At 69.7% G+C, this 19,509-nt stretch carries 12 protein-coding genes; 9 read left to right on the top strand and 3 right to left on the bottom strand.

The window, feature by feature from the left end:
- Positions 1–50 precede the first annotated feature (50 nt).
- The 8 genes from AW273_RS03775 to AW273_RS03740 all read left to right on the top strand — a co-directional run bounded on the left by AW273_RS03775 (position 51) and on the right by AW273_RS03740 (position 14,471).
- Positions 51–1,337 (top strand): ABC transporter substrate-binding protein, encoded by a 1,287-nt coding sequence (locus AW273_RS03775; RefSeq protein ID WP_062345102.1) that lies wholly within the window; start codon positions 51–53, stop codon positions 1,335–1,337.
- Positions 1,334–2,269, top strand: coding sequence for a carbohydrate ABC transporter permease (locus AW273_RS03770; protein WP_062345100.1), 936 nt, complete (start codon positions 1,334–1,336; stop codon positions 2,267–2,269). Before AW273_RS03775 ends, AW273_RS03770 begins: the two co-directional genes overlap by 4 nt.
- Positions 2,266–3,030: a carbohydrate ABC transporter permease gene (locus tag AW273_RS03765; protein ID WP_198167980.1), complete on the top strand. Its 765-nt coding sequence runs from the start codon at positions 2,266–2,268 to the stop codon at positions 3,028–3,030. The genes AW273_RS03770 and AW273_RS03765 overlap by 4 nt, the downstream gene beginning before the upstream one ends.
- Positions 3,023–4,864: a glycoside hydrolase family 127 protein gene (locus AW273_RS03760; RefSeq protein WP_062345099.1), complete on the top strand. Its 1,842-nt coding sequence runs from the start codon at positions 3,023–3,025 to the stop codon at positions 4,862–4,864. Before AW273_RS03765 ends, AW273_RS03760 begins: the two co-directional genes overlap by 8 nt.
- Positions 4,865–9,598 carry a discoidin domain-containing protein gene (locus AW273_RS03755; protein WP_198167979.1) on the top strand — a complete coding sequence of 1,578 codons (4,734 nt, stop codon included), beginning with the start codon at positions 4,865–4,867 and terminating at the stop codon, positions 9,596–9,598. It abuts the gene before it with no gap.
- Between the two features lie 66 nt (positions 9,599–9,664).
- Complete coding sequence (locus AW273_RS03750; protein WP_083949470.1) at positions 9,665–12,754, top strand: family 43 glycosylhydrolase; 3,090 nt, start codon at positions 9,665–9,667, stop codon at positions 12,752–12,754.
- A 49-nt stretch (positions 12,755–12,803) separates the two neighbouring features.
- A complete protein-coding gene (locus tag AW273_RS03745; RefSeq protein WP_062345097.1) occupies positions 12,804–13,424 on the top strand; it encodes a hypothetical protein in 621 nt (206 codons plus the stop codon).
- A gap of 63 nt (positions 13,425–13,487) precedes the next feature.
- Complete coding sequence (locus AW273_RS03740; RefSeq protein ID WP_062345095.1) at positions 13,488–14,471, top strand: WxL protein peptidoglycan domain-containing protein; 984 nt, start codon at positions 13,488–13,490, stop codon at positions 14,469–14,471.
- Here AW273_RS03740 and AW273_RS03735 read toward each other — a convergent pair.
- From AW273_RS03735 to AW273_RS03725, 3 genes are all read right to left on the bottom strand, one after another.
- Entirely contained in the window at positions 14,468–15,850 is a 1,383-nt protein-coding gene (locus AW273_RS03735) for a sensor histidine kinase (RefSeq protein WP_062345454.1), read from the bottom strand. The two genes, AW273_RS03740 and AW273_RS03735, sit on opposite strands and share 4 nt — an antisense overlap.
- 30 nt (positions 15,851–15,880) lie before the next feature.
- Positions 15,881–16,567 carry a response regulator transcription factor gene (locus AW273_RS03730; protein ID WP_062337823.1) on the bottom strand — a complete coding sequence of 229 codons (687 nt, stop codon included), beginning with the start codon at positions 16,565–16,567 and terminating at the stop codon, positions 15,881–15,883.
- Positions 16,568–16,695: 128 nt separating this feature from the next.
- Positions 16,696–17,424, bottom strand: a complete 729-nt coding sequence (locus tag AW273_RS03725; RefSeq protein ID WP_061295212.1) for a class I SAM-dependent methyltransferase — start codon at positions 17,422–17,424, stop codon at positions 16,696–16,698.
- Between the two features lie 102 nt (positions 17,425–17,526).
- Between AW273_RS03725 and AW273_RS03720 the strand changes: the two genes are divergently transcribed.
- On the top strand, positions 17,527–19,494 hold the full coding sequence (locus AW273_RS03720; protein ID WP_062345093.1) for an ATP-binding protein: 1,968 nt from the start codon (positions 17,527–17,529) through the stop codon (positions 19,492–19,494).
- The last annotated feature ends 15 nt before the right edge of the window (positions 19,495–19,509 follow it).

The raw sequence follows: 19,509 nt of genomic DNA, 5'->3' as shown, positions 1-19,509 counted from the left end.
TTTTAGGTGATTTCGGTCATTGGTTCGGGGGGTATCGGAAGGAGCAGGCCATGAAGCCACGTGTGCTGGTCAGCGCTGCAGTGGTCGCATTGGTGTCATTAGTGTCGGCGTGCGGCGGCTCGGATGGTGGCGAACAGCAGCCGCAGGCGGGCCAGTCGGCCGCCTCGGACGCGGGCGTCGAGGTCACGATGTGGACCCGCGCCGCCACCCAGGCGCAGAGTGAGCGGTTGGTCCAGGCCTACAACGCCAGCCATAAGAACCAGGTGAAACTGACCGTCATCCCGACGGACAACTACCAGCCGCGGGTCGCCGCGGCCGCGGGCGCGGGACAGTTGCCCGACATCTTCGCCTCCGACGTGGTGTTCGTGCCCAACTACACGTCGCAGGGCCTGTTCATGGACATCACCGACCGGGTCGCGTCGTTGCCGTTCAAGGACAGCCTCGCCCCCTCGCACATGAAGCTCGGCACGCTGGAGGGCAAGAACTACACCCTCCCGCACACGCTCGACCTGTCGGTCTGGTTCTGGAACAAGGACCTCTACGAGAAGGCCGGGCTCGACCCGGAGAAGGGCCCGACGTCCCTCAAGGAGTTCGCCGAGCAGGCCACCGCCGTCGACGAGAAGCTCGGCAAGGACGGCAAGGTCAGCGGCACCTTCTTCGGCGGCAACTGCGGCGGCTGCTTCGTCTTCACCTTCTGGCCCTCGGTCTGGGCGGCCGGCGGCCAGACGCTGAACCCCGAGGGCACCGAGTCCCTCAACGACAAGTCGCCGATGACCGACGTGTTCGCGATCTACCGCGGCCTGTTCGAGAAGGGCGTCACCGGCGCCACCACCAAGGAGGAGCAGGGCCCGACGTGGACCGGCTTCTTCCCCAAGGGTGAGATCGGCGTCATGCCGATGCCGTCGACCACGCTCGGCTCGATGCCCGCCGACATGAACATCGGCGTCGCGCCGATCGCCGGCCCCGACGGCGGCGAGTCGACCTTCGTCGGCGGCGACTCCGTCGGCATCTCGTCGACGAGCAAGAACGCCGACGCCGCCTGGGACTTCCTGGCCTGGTCGGTCTCCGACGAGGCCCAGGTCGAGGTCATGGCCAAGAACAAGGACGTGCTCGCCCGCGTCGACCTGGCCAACAACAAGTACTCGGCCGAGGACCCCCGGGTGGTCCTGATCAACTCCCTGGTCGGCAAGGGCCAGACCCCGATGGCGCTGAAGTTCGGCGAGAGCTTCAACGACCCGCAGGGACCGTTCCTCCGCCTGGCGCGTGAGGCGCTGTTCGGCGACGCGTCCAAGGTGACCGAACTCAACGCCGCGATCAACGCCTCGCTTCAGTCATGACCACCCTGACCCGCCCCCGTGGGCGGGCGGCGCGCGGCGGTTCCACCGCCGTCGCGCCCCCGCCCTGGTGGCGCCGTCAAGGAGCACAGGGCTGGCTGTACGCCGGCCCGACCGCCCTCATCGTGGTCGTGCTCTTCCTGGCGCCACTCGTCCTCGTCGGCTGGATGTCACTGAACCGGTGGCCGCTGCTGGGCGAGGCCACGCTCAACGCCCCGGCCAACTACACCAAGATCGCCGACAACCCGCTCTTCGCCGACGCCGTGTGGTTCACGCTGAAGTACACCGTGATCATCACGGTCGTGCTCTCGCTGTTCGCGCTCGGCCTGGCCCTGCTCGTCCAGGAGCGCAGGCCCGGCGTGGGGTTCTTCCGCACCGCGTTCTTCCTGCCGGGCGCGGTGGGCTTCGCGGCGGCGGCGCTGCTCTTCTACGGCATGCTCAACAGCGACTTCGGCCCGATCGACCCGATCCTGCGAACCCTGGGGATCATCGACGAGCCGGTGAGCTGGATCGGCACGCCGAACATGGCGCTGTTCTCCACGATCACGCTCGTGCTCTGGCGCTTCGCCGGGTTCAACATGCTCATCCTGCTCACCGGCCTGCAGGCCATCCCGGTCGCGGTGTACGAGGCGGCCAGGACCGACGGCGCGAGCCGTTGGGTGATCTTCCGAAGGATCACGCTGCCGCTGCTGCGCCCGACGATCGCGCTGATGCTGATCATGAGCATCACGGGCTCGCTGCTGGCCTTCGACCAGTTCTTCATCTTCACCAACGGCGGCCCGGACAACAGCACCGTCTCGATGGTCATGGTCATCTATCGCGACGCCTTCCTCCGGTTCGACCTCGGCGGCGCCGCGGCGTTGTCGGTCGTGCTGCTGATCGCCCTCGTCGCGCTCAACGCCCTGCAGATGCGGGTGCTCAGGAGGCCGGAGTGAGGTACTACACGACCATGTCGGCCCTGGCCGTCCTGTTCCTGTTCCCCCTGGTGTGGAGCGGGTGGGCGTCCATGGAGGAGCCGGGCAACTACGTGGAGATGGCCCAGTTCGGCGAAGGGCTGGGCACCTATCTGACCAACAGCGCCCTCGTCTCGGTGATGACCGTCGCGGGCACCCTGTTCGTCTCGGCGCTCGGCGGCTACGCCTTCGCCCGGTTCGCCTTCCCCGGCAAGAACCTGCTGTTCCTCGCCACCCTGGCGATCCTGATGGTGCCGTACGCGACGGTGCTGATCCCGCTGTACGTGCTGCTCGGCTACATCGGGCTGCAGAACTCGCTGGTCGGCGTGGCCCTGGTCTTCGTCATGTTCCAGCTCCCCTTCGCGCTGTTCATGATGCGCAACGCCTTCGAGGCGCTGCCGAAGGAACTGGAGGAGGCGGCGCTGGTCGACGGCTGCACCACGTTCCGCGCGTTCGTCCGCATCCTGCTCCGCGCGGTGCGGCCGGCCATGGTCACCGTCGGGCTGTTCGCCTTCCTGGCGTCGTGGAACGACTTCTTCGCCCCGCTGATCCTGCTCAACGACGGCGCCAGCTTCACGCTGCCGGTCGCGGTGGTCAGCATGACGCAGAACACGTTCGGCGCCATCGACTACGGCATGTTGCAGGCCGGCGTCATGGTCATGGCGATCCCGTGCCTGATCCTCTTCCTCGTCCTCCAGCGCCACTACGTGCGCGGATTCATGTCAGGAGCTCTGCGTGGCTAGTCCTGTGCTGCCCTCCTCCGGCGTGTTGTCCCCCCTCGGCCTGGACGCCGTGCGCCCCGCGCCCGGTTTCTGGGGCGACCGGATCGCCCTGAACCGCGAGGTCACCATGGCCCACTGCCAGGAGTGGATGGAGAAGGAGGGCTGGGTCGCCAACTTCCGGGGCGAGGTGCCACGTCGTGGCCGGGAGTTCAGCGACTCGGAGATCTACAAGTTGCTGGAGGGCATGGCCTGGGCCGGCCACCCGGCGCTGCCGGAACTGGCCGGGATCGTGGCCCGCGCCCAGGAGGCCGACGGCTACCTGAACACCCGCTGGAAGAACGCCCGCTACACCGACTTCGAGTGGGGCCACGAGCTCTATTGCTACGGGCACCTCATCCAGGCCGGGGTCGCCCGCTTACGGACCCACGGCGAGGACGAGCTGACCCAGGTCGTACGCCGGGTCGCCGACCACGTGTGCGACCGGTTCATGGAGACCACCGAGACCTGCGGGCACCCCGAGATCGAGATGGCCCTGGTCGAGCTCTACCGGGCGACCGGTGTGGAACGTTACCTGGAGATGGCCCGCCGGTTCGTCGACCGCCGGGGGCTGCCCGCGCTGGCCGACATCGAGTTCGGCCGGGGCTACTTCCAGGACGACGTCCCGGTCCGGCAGGCCAAGGTGTTCCACGGCCACGCCGTGCGGGCGCTCTACCTGGCCTCCGGGGTCGTCGACGTCGCGGTCGAGACCGGCGACGTCGACCTGCTGAAGACCGTCGAGGCGCAGTGGGAGTCGACGATCGCCCGGCGCACCTACCTGACCGGCGGGATGGGGTCGCGCCACTTCGGCGAGTCGTTCGGCGAGGACTTCGAGTTGCCGTCCGACCGGGCCTACTCGGAGACCTGCGCCGGCGTCGCCTCGTTCATGCTCTCGCACCGGCTGCTGCTGGCCACCGGCGACGTCCGCTACGCCGACCTGGCCGAACGCACTCTCTACAACGTGCTGGCCACCTCGCCCGCGCTGGACGGCAAGTCGTTCTTCTACGCCAACCCCCTCCAGGTCCGGGTGCCCGCCGAGCCGCTCGACGGGATCAACCTGGCCGCCGAGGGCGGGCTGCGCTCGCCGTGGTTCACGGTGTCGTGCTGCCCGAGCAACATCTCCCGGACGTTCGCCTCGCTGGCCGCCTACCTCGCGGCGGGCGAGGAGTCCGGCGTCCGGATCCACCACTACACGCCCTCGGAGATCCGGCACGACGGGCTCGTGCTGAACGTGGACACCGACTATCCGTGGTCGGGCCGGGTCGCCGTCACGGTGGCCGAGGGCGGGACCGGATCGATCTCTCTCCGGGTGCCCGCGTGGGCCGAGGGCGCGACCCTCTCCTACGGCGGGACGCGTCGCGCGGTCGCGCCCGGCTACGCCGTCGCGGAGGCCGAAGGCGGCTGGCGTCCGGGCGACGTCGTCACCCTCGACCTGCCCGTCATCTCCCGATGGACCGTGCCCGACTCCAGGATCGACGCGCTCAGGGGCAGCGTCGCCATCGAGCGGGGCCCGCTGGTCTACTGCGCCGAATCGGTGGGGGACCGGCCCCCGCTGGCCGAGGTCGTGGTCAGGCCGGAGGAGCCCGTGGAGCACGTGGTCGACGGTGCCGTCGAACTCGACGTCAAGGCGGCGCTCATCTCAGGGGCGCCGACCGGCTGGCCGTACACGGCCGAGAAGGAGTCCCCGGACGAGGAGCCGATCACCCTGCGGCTGGTGGCCTATCACCGCTGGGGCAACCACGGGCCCGCGACCATGCGGGTCTGGCTCCCCGTCGACACCGCCCGAACCGACCGATCCCGGTACCTGGAGGAAGTCTAAATGAGTGCCAGACGCACAGGCAGGGCGCCCACGTGGCTCGCTCTGGCTGCGCTCACCGTGGCGGGCCTGGTCAGCCTGCCTCCCGCCGCCCATGCCGCATCGCCGATTCTCCCCGGAAACGAAGGCGACGTCGGTGTCTACACCAATGGCCAGAACCACGTGATGGAGATCGGCGACCCGGTCTACAGCAACGTCGGTGACGTCGCCAACCAGGTCAAGCCGGGCGTTCCGTTCACCGCGTCCAGCATGCACCAGTCCATCTTCGACAAGGACCTCGCCGCCGGCGGGACGGACTACTACCTCGACCGCGTCCTGGGCGTCAGGGGCGCCATCGGTTCGGCCGTGCTGATGACGCGTGGCCGCTCGCTCTACATGCGCGGCGCCAGCAACGCCAACTTCACCACCATGGGCTTCGCCGGCAGCGCCTTCGTCGGCGGCCCGAACAACCTCGGCAACTTCTACACGGTCACCGTTCCCGGCCAGACCGTGACCGAGGTGAACGCCAACCGGTTCAACGCGCCCTCGCACGCCAAGACCCGGTACACGGTCGGCGGCGCCGGCGTCACCGCCGATCTGACGAAGTTCATCACGTACGAGAACGTCGCGGTCACCGCGATCACCTTCACCAACCCCGGCGAGTCGGCGGCCACCTTCACGGTCCGCGCGGCCTCCCCGCTCGCGACCCAGGCGGGCGAGGGCAACGCCGAGCTGACCGGCACGCGGACCATCACGAGTGGTTCCAACAACGGCACGATCGACACCCCGTGGAACCAGATCAGGGTCAACCTGACCGGTGACGGGTTCACCCGGACGGGCACCAACCTCGACCGGGAGATCACCGTCCCCGCGGGCGGTTCGGTCTCGCTGTCGGTCGTCGGCGCGGTCACGCAGGACTCGCTGCCGCAGGCGACGACCGAGTACAAGGCCTACGCCCAGAAGAGCCCGGCCGAGGCGGTCAAGGACGGCATCACCGCCTTCAACCGCCAGTGGGCCAAGGACGTGCCCTACATCGACGTGCCCGACCCGGCGCTGGAGAAGGCCATCGTCTACCGCTGGTGGGGCGAGCGCTACAACACGCTCGACGCCAACGCGACCGGCTACGTCTACCAGTACCCCACGACGATCGAGGGCGTGAACCTCTACCAGAACGCCGTGGCCCTGACGCAGCCGATGCACCTGCAGGACACCAAGTGGCTGCGGACGCCGTACCTGCCGTACGGCCAGATCCTCAACATCGGCGAGCTCTCGGGCTCCTCGGCGTTCCTGGACAGCCCGGGTCACACGAGCTGGAACAACCACTACTCGCAGTACATCGGCACCGCGGGCCTGGAGGCCTACGGGGTGCACGGCGGCGGCAAGGAGATCGCCCAGAAGTTCGCCCACTACTTCGAGGGCGACGGCAGGGGCCAGCTCGAACACTACGACGGCAACGGCGACAAGCTGATCGCGTACGACACCAACTACATGCCCGGCAACGACTCGGACGCCATCTCCTTCGGGTTCCCGAAGAGCGGCAGCGGCGCGCCCGGCGCCCGCACCATCGAGCGTCCGGAGTCGGCGTACGTGTGGGGCGCCTTCGACGCCGCCCGGCAGCTCTACTCGATCGCCGGCGCCGACCAGGCCAAGGTCGACGAGATGGCCACCAGCGCGAACGGGATCCGGGACGCGATCCTGACCAAGTTGTGGAGCCCGGACATGAGGATGTTCCTGGCCGCCACCTCGCACGGCGCCACCAGCGCGGCCAGCTCCAACGGCACGGCCAATCCGCTGCCGCCCGCCGCGCGCGGGCTGATCCCGGCCAAGGAGTCGAACCTCTACGACGTCTACGCCGAGAACCTGATCCCCGTCGACCAGGCCGCCAAGTACGTCGACGGCTTCCGCTTCCTGACCTACGGCGACAACTTCCCGATCTTCCCGTTCTACACGGCCAACCAGTACGACAAGACGGCCTACGGGGTCGGCGGCTCGAACAACTTCTCCAACATCAACTTCACCGTGCAGTACCGCGCGGTGCGGTCGGCCCTGCGGCACTACGACCCGACGGGCAAGTACATCACCCCGGCCTACGCCAAGCGCCTGCTCGACTGGATGGCGTGGAGCGTCTACCCGGCCGGTGACATGCGGGCGCCGAACCAGTCGGAGTACTACTCGAACTGGAACCCGACCACCAAGACGTACAACAGGAACAACCCGAACCACGTGATGCTCGGGAACATGAACTACATCTTCGTCGAGGACATGGGCGGCATCCAGCCGCGCACCGACGACAAGATCGAGCTCTGGCCGATCGACTTCGGCTACGAGCACTTCATGGTCAACAACCTGAAGTACCACGGCCAGGACGTCACCCTCGTCTGGGACCCCGACGGCACCGCCTACGGCCTGGGCTCGGGCTACAGCCTGTTCCTCAACGGTGAGCGCAAGTTCGCCGTCGACAAGCTGGGCAAGGTCACCTACGACCCCAAGACCAACACCGTCACCCCCGCGGCCGGCGTCACCGTCACCTTCACGGCCACCGAGGGCGACGACTTCCCGGCCTCGGTGAACACCCCCATCGAGGACGAGCGTGTCGTCTCCTACCTCAAGACGGCCGGTATCGACCTGACCGAGGACGCCGCCAACCTGGCCAAGGGCGCGACCCTCGCCTCGTCGTACACCCAGCAGGGCCCCCGCCCCGCCTCCTGGCGTCAGTTCCACACGCCCGGCTACAGCACCACCTCGATGAACTACACGCCCGGCGCCATCAAGGAGCTGGAGCGTCCGGTCGCGCTGGCGGCCGTCAACGACGGTGTGACCGCCAACGAGCCGTACTGGGGCAACCACGGCACCACCGACAAGAACGGCTACGTCGAGCTCAACTTCGGCTCGGCCAAGACCTTCGACAACATCAAGGCGTTCTTCGTCTCCGACCGTCAGGCCGGCGGCTACCACGAGCCCTCGCGCTGGTGGATCCAGGTGCCCGACGGCAACGGCGGCTGGAAGGAGGTGCCGGGCCAGTTCAAGAACCCGGCCGTTCCGACCGCGAAGTTCAACGAGGCGCTGTTCAACAAGGTGACCGCCGACAAGGTGCGCGTCGTCTTCACCAACAGCCCGACCTACTACACCGCGATCTCCGAGATCCAGGTGTTCGACTCGGGCCGCGAGGTCCCGGAGGTCACCAACCAGGCCCCGGCCGTCACCGCGGTCCGGGACGCCTCGCAGGACGGCAACCTGTCGACCCGCGTCGTCGGCACCGCCTCCGACGACGGCGTGCCCTACGACGACGAGCTCACCTACGGCTGGGAGACCGTCTCGGCGCCGGCCGGTGCGGGCGTCATCTTCACCGACTCGAAGGCGCTGGCCACCCGCGTGACCGGCACTGTCGAGGGTGACTACGTCCTGCGGTTCTTCGCCGACGACGGCGAGAAGCGGTCGACCGCCACCGTCTCGGTGACCCTCGCCAAGAAGGCCGTCTCCGCGGAGTTCGGCGCCACGGCGACCATCACCACCAGCGGCACCGCGTCGTGGGAGAACCACTCGCGGGTGAACGAGAACACCACCCCGGCCAGCTCCAACCCCGGCGCGGGCAACGGCTGGGGCAACTGGGGCCAGCCGCGCAACGGCACCAGCCCGGCCACCGAGGCCTACATCCAGTACACCTGGACCGCCCCGGTCCGGCTCTCCTCGACCGACGTCTACTGGTACGACGACAACGGCGGGACCCGCCGCCCGACGGCCACCACGTACGCCATCGAGACCTCGAACGACGGCACCACCTGGACGCCCGTCACGCTCACCGGAGGCTCCACCTACGCGGCCGGCCTGAACACCAACGCCTACAACAGGTTCAACTTCACCCCGGTCAGCACCAGCCGGATCCGCATCCGGATCTGGGGCCTGATGACCGGCGGCGCGGGCACCGGCGTGCTGCGCTGGCGGGCCAACGGCGAGACCGTCGACTCGGTGGCCTCCCCGGTGCTCATCCGGACCGGCGTCGGCCTCGTCCCGACCCTCCCGGCGACGCTGGACGCCACGTACACGAGCGGCGCACCCGGCCAGGTGGCGTTCACGTGGCAGCCCATCACCGCCGACATGGTCGCCGAGACCAACGTCGACCCGTTCGTGGTGTACGGCACCAACGACGCCTACGGCCTGATCGCCGAAGCGCGTGTCTACGTGCGTCCCGAGATGTCGCAGGGCGGCATCTCGATCCAGGGCGCCGAGTCGTTCGAGCGGCACGTCGAGGTCGGTGAGCAGCCGGTGCTGCCCACCAAGGTCTCGGTGTCGTACAACGACGGCTCGCGTGACAACCAGGCCATCGGCGTGAACTGGCGGTACAACCCCGAGGTGGTGAACACCGACGGGACGTACACGATCATCGGCGACCTGGTCCTGCCGTCCTACGTCAGCGAGGCGGGCACCACCCAGACCACGCTGAAGCTCGTCGTCGGCGAGGGCGGTCCGCAGTTCGCGACCACCGCCACGCCGAAGACGCAGTGCACGGGCACCAACGTCTACCTGTCGCTCAACGTCCGCAACGACTCTGATGGGCCGCTCACCATCGAGCTCATCACGCCGTACGGATCGAAGACCGTGGCCGACGTGGCGCCCGGCAAGAACGCCTTCCAGTCGTTCAACACCCGCGCCAAGTCGATCCCGGCCGGCTCCGCGACCGTGAAGGTCACCGGGACCGCCGGCGGCCAGTCGGTCACCGAGACGGCGACCGTGCCCTACAACGCGCACAACTGCGGCTAGCACCCCCTGGTGGCGGCGTCCCCCGCGGGGGCGCCGCCGCCCTTGCCGACGGTAAGGAAGAGCACCTTGAAGATCGCCATACGGGCGGCGGCCGCCGCCTCACTTGTGGCCACCTGCCTGGTCGGGCTCCCCGGTCCGGCCCATGCCGCCGACTCGTACACCTTCACCAGCACCGTCAACCCGATCCTGAAGGACGGCACGTACTACTCCGCCGACCCGGCCCCCCTGGTCGTCCCGGCGGGCGCCGAGGGCAACACCAGCGGCAAGGACGAGCTGTACATCTACACCGGCCACGACCAGGCCGGGCCCACCACCAACGACTTCATCATGAACGAGTGGGGGGCCTTCAAGACCACCGACGTCGCCGCCGGCGAGTGGACCCACTTCCCGTCGCTGATGCGGCCGGAGGCGGTCTTCTCCTGGGCGACCTCGGGCCGCGCCTACGCCGGCCAGGTGGTCCGCGGTCTCGACGGCCGTTACTACTGGTACGTCCCGATCAACGAGCGGGAGAGCACGGCGTCGGACAAGTTCGCCATCGGCGTCGCCGTGTCCACCTCGCCGACCGGTCCGTGGACCGACTACGCGGGCGGGCCGCTGGTCTCCCAGCGGGTCCCCACGCCCAACAACATCCACAACATCGACCCGACGATCCTGATCGACGGCCAGCGGGTGTTCCTGTGGTGGGGCTCGTTCAGCAACCTGAGAATGCTGGAATTGGCCTCCGACATGAAGACCCCGGTCACCACGACCCGGACCGTCACCGGCCTGACCGGCTTCTTCGAGGCCGCCTGGGCCTTCAAGCGCGGCAGCACCTACTACATGGCGTACGCCGGCAACAACGCCGGCCCGACCTCCGCGTGCACCCCGGCGAACTACCACGCCTGCATCGCCTACGCGACGGCCTCGGCCCCCGAGGGGCCCTGGACCTACCGTGGCACGATCCTGCGGCCGGTCTCCTCGACGACCAGCCACCCGGGCATCCTGGAGTTCGACGGCAAGTGGTACATCGCCTACCACACGGCCGACGCCGTGGGCGGCAACCACTTCCGCCGCTCGGTCGCCATCGACCCGGTCGAGTGGGACGACACCCAGACCCCGCCGAGGATCAAGCTCGTCACGCCGACCCCGGTCAAGGGACGTGACCTCACCCCGCGCGCCAACATCGCGCAGGAGGCGGTGGCCACGGTCTCCAACACGCCGGTGCCCACCCAGTACTGGATCAAGTCGCTCAACGACGAGATCGTGCGGCCCAACCCGCTGCCCCCGGACATGTGGGGCACCTGGACCGGCAACAACCCGCCGCAGCAGTGGGCCCAGTACACCTGGGACCAGCCGATGCGGATCTCCGGTTCGCAGATCGACTTCTGGAACGACTCGGCGCAGGGCACCGGCGTCGGCGTCGCGGCCCCGGCCAGCTGGAAGATCCAGTACTGGAACCTCGCGACGAACCAGTGGGCCGACGTGCCCAACCCGAGCGGCTACCCGACGAGCACGAGCGGGTTCCAGAACACCAACTTCGACCCCGTCACCACCACGCAGGTGCGCGCGACCTTCAACGCCTCCACCAACGGCAGCACCTACTCCGGCGTGGCCGTGGAGGAGTGGAAGATCCTGGCCGCGCAGCCGGACTCGGTCACCCCGCCGGCGATCAGGGTCGAGGTGGGCGAGCGTGACCTGCCCGCCACCGTCCCGGTCGTCTTCGGCGGCGAGACCCTGCAGATCCCGGTCTTCTGGGACGCGCTGACCGCCGAGCAGGTCGCCGCGCCCGGCACGTTCTCCATCCAGGGGACCGTGCTCGGCTACGCCGCCTCGCGGGTCACCGCCCAGGTCACCGTCCTGTCGCTGGAGGGCGGCGAAGGCGACGTGACCAAGCCCACGCTGACGCTCACCCCGAGCGGCAGCGCCGGCAGCAACGGCTGGTACCGCTCCGCGGTGCGGGTCAGGGTCAACGCCGTCGACGACAGCGGCGGCCGGATGACCATCGAGACCAAGGTCGACAGCGCGGCTCCGGTGGTCACCAACGACACCCGTGTGGCAGACGCCAACGTGACCGGCGAGGGCGAGCACACCGTCACCGCCAAGGCCACCGACCGGGCCGGCAACGTCTCCGACACCGCCGACCTGGCCGTGAAGATCGACTCCGTCTCGCCGACCAGCGTCGGCACGCTCAACGCCGACCGGACGGTGAAGGTCCTCTCGGCAGACGCCACCTCCGGCGTGGCGGGCATCGAGTACGCCGTCGGCACCGGCCCGTGGACCCCGCTCGCGGGCGGCGTGATCTCGGCGCCGGACGCGAACAAGCACACGGTGTCCTACCGGGCGACCGACAGGGCGGGCAACATCGAGACCGCCAAGACGATCGTCATCCCGGCCGACCTGTCGGCGCCGCTCAACGGCAACGTCGCGCCCATCGCGACCCCGACCGCCTCGTACACGGCGGGCTGGAACGCGGTCACCGCCCTCAACGACAACGCCGACCCGGCCAACCCGAGCCAGGCGCAGCTCTGGGGCACCTGGTCGGGCACCCGCCCGGCCACCCAGTGGACGCAGTACGAATGGTCCCGCCCGGTCCGGATCGTCAGCTCGGAGCTGAAGTTCTGGCGCGACTCCAACCAGGGCACCGGCGACGGCGTCGCCCAGCCCGACGGCTGGGTCCTCCAGTACTGGGACGAGGCCGCGTCGGCCTGGAAGGACGTCGCGAACCCGTCGGCCTACGGCACCAGCACGACCGCGTTCAACCCGGTCACCTTCACCCCGGTCACCACCTCCCGCGTGCGGGCCACGATCCGGGCCAACGGCAACGGCACCACCTACTCCGCGGTCGCGGTCACGGAGTGGCGGGTCTTCGCCCAGGAACCGGCTCCCGAGGAGCCCGCCGAGATCCCGGTGACCGTCACGGTCACCCCGCGCTGCCTGGCCGGCAAGGCGTACGTCGCGGTGCAGGCGCACAACGACCACGACGCGGCGGTGGACCTCACCGTCGAGACCGCCTTCGGCACGAAGTCGTTCGCGGGCGTCGCCCCGGGCGCCAACGCCTACCAGTCGTTCACCACACGCGTGGCGTCGATCGCGGCCGGCTCGGTCACCGTCACCGCCACCGAGGGGGAGACGACCTCCGAACACACGAAGGACTACGCCGCTCTCTCCTGTAACTGAAGCCACATTTCTCGCATAATCTCAGAAACCCCCCAAAGTGGAGCAACAAATGAAAATCAAGCACAAATGGCTGCTCGCGGCGGCCGTCGCCATGACCACCGCCGTGGCCTTCCCGGGGGCCGCCGCAGCCGACCCCGGTGACAGCACCGACGTCGCGGTGACCGTTGAGATCGCCCCGATCGAGGAGCCGGGCGTCCTGGCCATGTCGATCGCCGCCAACTCGGTCGCCCTGGCCGAGGAGGGCTCGACCCTGGAGGAGCGCCAATTCACCGGCACCCTCCCGACCGTGACCGTCACCGACACCCGCACCGGCGAGGAGATCCCCGAGGGCGCGGCGTGGGCCGTGCTCGGCAACGCCTCCGACTTCACCGGCGACGCCGGCCAGGCGCCCATCAGCGCCGGTCACCTGGGCTGGAAGCCGAACCTGATCGACGGCGGCGAGACCGGCCTGGTCGCCGAGGGCGAGGAGGTCGTGACCGTCCTCGACGAGCCGACCCAGCCCGGCAACAACGTCGGTCTGGTCGACCAGGAGCTGCTCGTCTCGACCTTCGACTCCGGCGAGGTCAGCGGGGGCTCCTACACCGTCAACGCCGACCTGTTCCTGAAGACCCCGGCCGACGTGGCCGCCGGTTCCTACAGCTCCACGCTGACCCTGTCCCTGTTCGAGTAGTCCACTGATGGGGGCCGCGGGCACCGCGGCCCCCATCACCCGTTTCCGCCGGAGGACCATGCCATGATCCGCGTTCTCGCCGTCCTCGCGGCGGTGCTTCTCACCGTGCCCCTGACGTCGACGGCCGCGCTGGCCGAACCGGCAAAGGACACCCTGACCTGGTCGGTCCAGCCCGCGAGCGCGGCGGGTCCCGACGGGCGCCGCTGGATCGAGCTCTCCCTCGACCCCGGCCAGACCGTGACCGAGCACCTGGCGGTGCGGAACTTCAGCGACGGCGAGGCGGTCTTCGCCCTCAAAGCGGCCGACGGCTACCTGACCGACAAGGGCCGCTTCAACATGCTCCAGTCCGACCAGACCTCCAAGGACGGCGGCACCTGGATCGACGTCCAGAAGGAGATCAGGGTCGGGGCCAACGCGACCACGGTCGTGCCGTTCACCATCACCGTGCCGGAGGACGCCGCCCCCGGCGACCACCCGGCCGGCATCGCCGCCACCGTCACCAGCGCCAGCGGCACCGTCGCCGTGGAGAGCCGGGTCGGCTTCCGCGTCATGATGCGCGCCACCGGCGCGATCAGGGCCGAAGTGGCGGTCACCGGCCTGTCGGCCACCTACGAGCAGCCGTGGAACCCCTTCTCCTCCGGCGTCGTCACGGTGAAGTACACGGCCACCAACAAGGGCAACGTCGCGGCGGGCGGCGCGGGCGCGGTGGCGGTCAGCGACCTGACCGGGCTGGCCCAACGCGACGGCCGGGCCGACGTGGCGGAGATCTTCCCCGGCGACAGCCGGACCGTGGAGACCAGGATCGGCGGCGTCTGGGCCCTGGGCCCCATGTCCGCGAACGTCACCGTGACCCCCTCGGTCGAGGGCGGCAGCCCCATGAGCGCCGACGTGACCCTCTGGACCGTCCCCTGGCCGCAACTGGCCCTGGTCGTGCTGGTCGTGGCCCTCTTCTTCGCCTACCGGGCGATCACCCGCCGCCGTCGCAGGCATCTGGAGAACCTGCTGGCCCGCGCCCGCGACGAGGGCCGCGCCGAAGCCCGCGGTTAGACCTCGCTCATGACGGCCGTGCGCGCGGTGGGCAACGCCACGTGCACGGTCGTGCCGTTCCCGGGGGCCGAGGTGATCCAGCAGCGCCCGCCGTGCGCGTCGGTGATGGCCTTCACGATGGCCAGCCCGAGCCCCGCGCCGCCGGTGGCGCGTTCCGACGAGCCCCGGGTGAACCGGTCGAACGCGCGGGCGACCTGCTCGGCGGGCATCCCCGGGCCCTGGTCGGTGATCTCCAGGAGCACCCGGGCCTCGTCCTGCGCCAGGTGGATCAGCGCGGCGGTGCCTTCGGGGGTGTGGGCGCGTACGTTGGCCAGCAGGTTCACCATGATCTGCCGGATCCTGGCCTCGTCGACCACCGCGACCAGCGAGTCGGGGGCGTCGACGACGAGAGGGGCGCCGGGGTTCAGCGCGCCCGCGTCGGCGGCGGCCTCCCTGACCACCTCGGCCAGGTCGGTGGCGGCCAGGCTGAGGGCCGCGCCCTTGTCGAGGCGGGCCAGCTCCAGCATCTCGGTGACCAGGTTGCCCATGCGGGTGGCCTCGTCCTCGATGCGGCCCATGATCTTGGGGAGCTCCTCGGGCGGGATCGCGCCGGCCCGGTAGAGCTCGGCGTAGCCGCGTACCGTCGACAGCGGGGTGCGCAACTCGTGGGAGGCGTCCGCGGCGAAGCGGCGGACCCGCTCCTCGGAGGTCCAGCGGTCGCGGAACGCCTCGGAGATGCGGTCGAGCATCAGGTTGATGGCGCTGCCGAGCCGGCCGACCTCGGTGGCGCCCTCGGGCATCCGGGCCGACAGGTCGCCGCCCTGCGCGATCCGCAGGGCCGTGCGCGACATCCGGTCGAGCGGCGACAGGCCCGACACGATCAGCAGCCGCCCGCCCAGCGCCAGCAGCGCGATCAGCAGCCCGCCGGTGACGAGCTCGGCCAGCAGCAGGTGGCGGACCGGGTCGCCGACGACGTCGAACGGCACCGCCACGACCGCGATGCTGGTTCCGGTACGGTCCTTGGCCGCGCTCGCGAGCAGGTCGTCGCCCAGTTGGAAGGTGCGGCCGGCCGCGGCGTGCCCGCCGAGCCGGTCGGCGCCCAGGTCGGCGAGCATGCCCGGCACCTTCGACGACTGCGGGACGTCGCCGTTGATCAGCACGGGCCGCCCGCTTTTGAGGTTGACCTGCGCGACCGCGAACGGCGAGCCGGCGAGCGCCTGCGTGACCGACTCCACGGCGTCGACCCGCCGGGTGGCGGTCGCCGTGGCGGCCAGCAACTGGCTCTCCAGCCGGCTGGTGAGGTGCTGTTCCAGCACCACCGCGCTCGTGACCGACAACACGACCAGCAGGATCGTGCTCACCACGAGCAGCCCGGCCAGCAGCCGGGAGCGGAGCGACATCGTCAACGCCATTTCGTCTGGCCCCGATCGTCAGGGCCGCAGAGCGTATCCCACGCCACGTTGCGTGTGGATCAGAGGTGGCCCGAGCGGGTCCAGCTTCCGCCGCAGATAGGAGATGTACGTCTCCAGCACCTGCGACGAACCGCCGTACCCCCAGACCTGGTCGAGCAGTTGCCGTTTGGTCAGCACCAGCCCGGGATGTTCCATCAGGAAGGCGAGCAGCCGGAACTCGGTCGGCGACAACTCCACCCTGACCCCGCCGCGGCGCACCTCCCACCGGGCCTCGTCGAGTTCGAGATCGGCGACCCGCAGCACGTCACGGCTGGGGCGCTCCGCGACGTCGGGCACGGTCGTCCGGCGCAGCACCGCCCGCACCCGGGCGACCAGCGCCTCCACCGAGAAGGGTTTGGTGACGTAGTCGTCGCCTCCCATGGTGAGCCCGCGCACGGTGTCGGAGACGGTGTCGCGCGCGGTCAGGAAGATGACCGGCGTGGTCGCGCCCTCGGCCCTGACCCGGCGGCAGATCTCGAACCCGTCGATGTCGGGGAGCATCACGTCGAGCACGATGAGGTCGGGCCTGCGGTCGGCGAACTCGCGCAGCGCGTCGCGCCCGTTGGCCACCGCTCTGACGGTGAACCCGTGAAAGCGGAGGGCCACCTCGATGATGTCGCGGATGTTCGGGTCGTCTTCGACGACGAGGATCCTGGTCTCACTCATGGCGAGCTCAAGTATGGTGCTTTTCTCCCACTAAAAGCCCCATATCGGTCACATCGTGGCGTCTCATGCGCCACACCTTCTCCTCCCCGTCTGTGGCGCCCGAAGGAGAAGGGTGGGAAAAGCCTGAGTTATTTCACCGTCGCGACGCAGAAGACGGTCTGGCCGAACGGCGGGGTGACGAACCGCTCGATGAACCGCGTGGCCGGCACGACCGTCCGGTCGTAGATCTTGACCAGCCGAGGGTCGGGGTAGCCGACGCCGCCCCGGCGCACGGCCGCCCACCAGGCGATGCCGCCCAGGAAGTTGATCGGCTTCAGCGTGTGGATGCCCAGCCCGGCCTCGCGGACCGTCGCGCCGAGCGTCTTCGGGGTGTAGCGGGTGACGTGGCCGACCTTCTTGTCGAAGTCGCCGTAGAGCTGCATGTAGCCGGGCACCCAGATGATGATCTTGCCGCCGGGCTGGGTGACGCGGGCCAGCGAACGCAGCGCCTCGACGTCCTCCTCGATGTGCTCCAGCACGTTCATCAGCACGACCGTGTCGACCTTGTCCTCAAGCGGGATGTCGGTCGGCAGCCCGAACTGCAGCACGCCCACGTCGGGGTTGTCGGCGAACCGCTTCTCCAGTTGCTCGACGCAGTAGGGGTCGAAGTCGCTCGTCACCAGACGGTCGAGGCGGGGCAGGAACTGCTCGGCGAAGTGGCCGAGACCGGAGCCGATCTCCAGCATCGACCGGCCGACGTGCGGGGCAACCATGTCGAACTCGTATTGCCGGTAGTTGCGCGCCTCGTCGCCGCCCAGATGGTTCTCCAGGGCTTCGTCTCCGGCCGCGGGCTGGACTACACGGTCGTACCCAGACATGGCTCCTCATTCGTCGGTGGCGGTCCGAGCGAGTCTAGTGCCCAGGAGAATGACGCCGATTCTCTTCTGCGGCATCTCCCACTAGAGAGTTACCATTCGTTAATGCGTGCCGAGGTGACCAGTTTCATCGGCCGGGAGCCGGAGATCACCGAGATCGCGCGCCTGCTCGAGGTCTCCCGCCTGGTGACGCTCACCGGTGTGGGCGGCGTCGGCAAGTCCCGGCTGGCGGGCCGGGTCGCGGCCGTGGCGCAGGCCGGTTTCCCCGACGGCGTGTTCGTCGCCGACCTGGCCAAAGTGGGCGAGCCCGACCTGCTCGGTCACGCCGTCGCCGACGCGATGCGGCTGACCGACCGCACCGCCCGACCGGCCGACGAGGTGCTGACCGCCCATCTGGCCGACCGGCGGGTGCTGCTGGTGCTCGACGGCGCCGACCGGCTCGTCGACGCGTGCGCCAAGCTGACCGAGCTGCTGCTGCGCGGCGCTCCTGGGTTGCGGGTGCTGGTCACCAGCAGGCAGCCGCTCGACGTGGCCGGAGAACATCTGTTCGCGGTGGCGCCGATGAACCGTACGGAGGCGCTGGAACTGCTGTCCGACCGGGCCGGGCGGGTGGTCGCCGACGACGCCGGGCTCTGCGACCGGCTCGACGGGATCCCGCTGGCGATCGAGCTGGCCGCCGTGCGGCTCGCCGAGTTCCCGGTCGAGGAACTGGTGCGCCGGCTCGACGACCGGTTCCGGCTGCTCGACGGGCTGCGGGCCGCGATCGGGCTGAGCCACGAGTTGTGCTCCCCGGCCGAACGCCTGTTGTGGGCGCGCCTGTCGGTGTTCGCCGGGTCGTTCGGGCTGGCCGCCGCCGAGGAGGTGTGCGCCGACCGCGCCCTCCCCGCCCACGCGCTGCTCGGGTTGATCAGTGGTCTGGTCGACCGGTCCATCGTGGTCCGCGCGGGAGGGCAGTACCGGCTGCTCGACACCGTGCGCGACTACGGCGAGGAGTGGCTCGACCGGCTCGGCCCCGAGGAGACCGACCGGCTGCGGCGCAAGCACAAGAACCACTACCTGCGGCTGGCCCGGCGCGGCGAGTCGCAGTGGTTCGGCCCCGGCCAGCAGAAGATCTACGACCGCACCCACGCCGAACACGGCAACTTCCGGGCCGCCCTGGAGTTCTGCGTCTCCACTCCCGGTGAGGAGCGCGACGGCCTCGACCTGGCCGCCACCCTGTGGTTCTACTGGGTCTGCTGCGGCCACCTCGGCGAGGGCCGCCACTGGCTGGAGCAGGTCCTCGACTCCGATCTCTCGCCCACGCCCGAGCGGGCCAAGGCCCTGTGGGTGGCGGGTTATGTCGCGATCATGATGGGCGACGCCGCCAGGGCCACGGCGCTGCTGGCCGAGTGCCGCGAGCGCGGCGACGACCGGTCGCGGGCCCGCGCGGTGCAGCGGCTGGGCGCGCTGGCGATGCTGGCCGACGAGCTCGACCGGGCGATCCCGCTGCTGCTCCACGCCCTGGCCGAATACGAGGACATGGGGCTGCTCGACACCCACGTGCTGATGGGCAAGATCGAGCTGGCCATGGCCCAGGCGTTCACCGGCCGGCTCGAACCGGCCCGGGTGATCTGCCGCGACGTCCGGCGGTTGTGCGAAGACCACGGCGAGAGGTGGGTGCTCGGCTACGTCTGTTACCTCGAGGCCTATCTCGCGTGGGGGGCGGGCGACCACGCCGGGGCCGAGCGGCTGGCGCGCGAGTCGCTGGCGTACAGCAGGATCTTCAACGACCTGATCGGCACGGTGCTCGACGTCGAGCTGCTCGCGCTGGTGCTCGTCGGCACCGGCGACGCCGCCGGCGGCGCGCTGCTGCAGGGCGCGGCGGCGGTCGTCTGGGAGTCGGTCGGCTCTCCTCTGTACGGCTCCCGCCACTTCACCGCCGCCCACGACGAATGCGCCAGGAGAGCGGTGCTCGAACTGGGCGAGGAGGCCTACCAGACGGCGCTGGCGCGCGGCCGGAGGATGGGACTCGACCGCGCATTAGAAATTTCCGCCCGAGGTAGAGAATTATCCACCGCAGCCCCTCAAACGTGATTGCGCCGTGAAACC

Origin of the sequence: Herbidospora yilanensis, assembly GCF_001570565.1 — a bacterium.
Lineage (GTDB): Bacteria > Actinomycetota > Actinomycetes > Streptosporangiales > Streptosporangiaceae > Herbidospora > Herbidospora yilanensis.
This window is presented reverse-complemented; position numbering and strand designations above follow the sequence as displayed.

Bases quoted from the DNA above. Each gene is read 5' to 3' on its own strand.
- AW273_RS03775 (WP_062345102.1), top strand. From the start codon at position 51: ATGAAGCCACGTGTGCTGGTCAGCGCTGCAGTGGTCGCATTGGTGTCA.
- AW273_RS03770 (WP_062345100.1), top strand. From the start codon at position 1,334: ATGACCACCCTGACCCGCCCCCGTGGGCGGGCGGCGCGCGGCGGTTCC.
- AW273_RS03755 (WP_198167979.1), top strand. From the start codon at position 4,865: ATGAGTGCCAGACGCACAGGCAGGGCGCCCACGTGGCTCGCTCTGGCT.
- AW273_RS03745 (WP_062345097.1), top strand. From the start codon at position 12,804: ATGAAAATCAAGCACAAATGGCTGCTCGCGGCGGCCGTCGCCATGACC.
- AW273_RS03740 (WP_062345095.1), top strand. From the start codon at position 13,488: ATGATCCGCGTTCTCGCCGTCCTCGCGGCGGTGCTTCTCACCGTGCCC.
- AW273_RS03735 (WP_062345454.1), bottom strand. From the start codon at position 15,850: ATGTCGCTCCGCTCCCGGCTGCTGGCCGGGCTGCTCGTGGTGAGCACG.
- AW273_RS03730 (WP_062337823.1), bottom strand. From the start codon at position 16,567: ATGAGTGAGACCAGGATCCTCGTCGTCGAAGACGACCCGAACATCCGC.
- AW273_RS03725 (WP_061295212.1), bottom strand. From the start codon at position 17,424: ATGTCTGGGTACGACCGTGTAGTCCAGCCCGCGGCCGGAGACGAAGCC.
- AW273_RS03720 (WP_062345093.1), top strand. From the start codon at position 17,527: ATGCGTGCCGAGGTGACCAGTTTCATCGGCCGGGAGCCGGAGATCACC.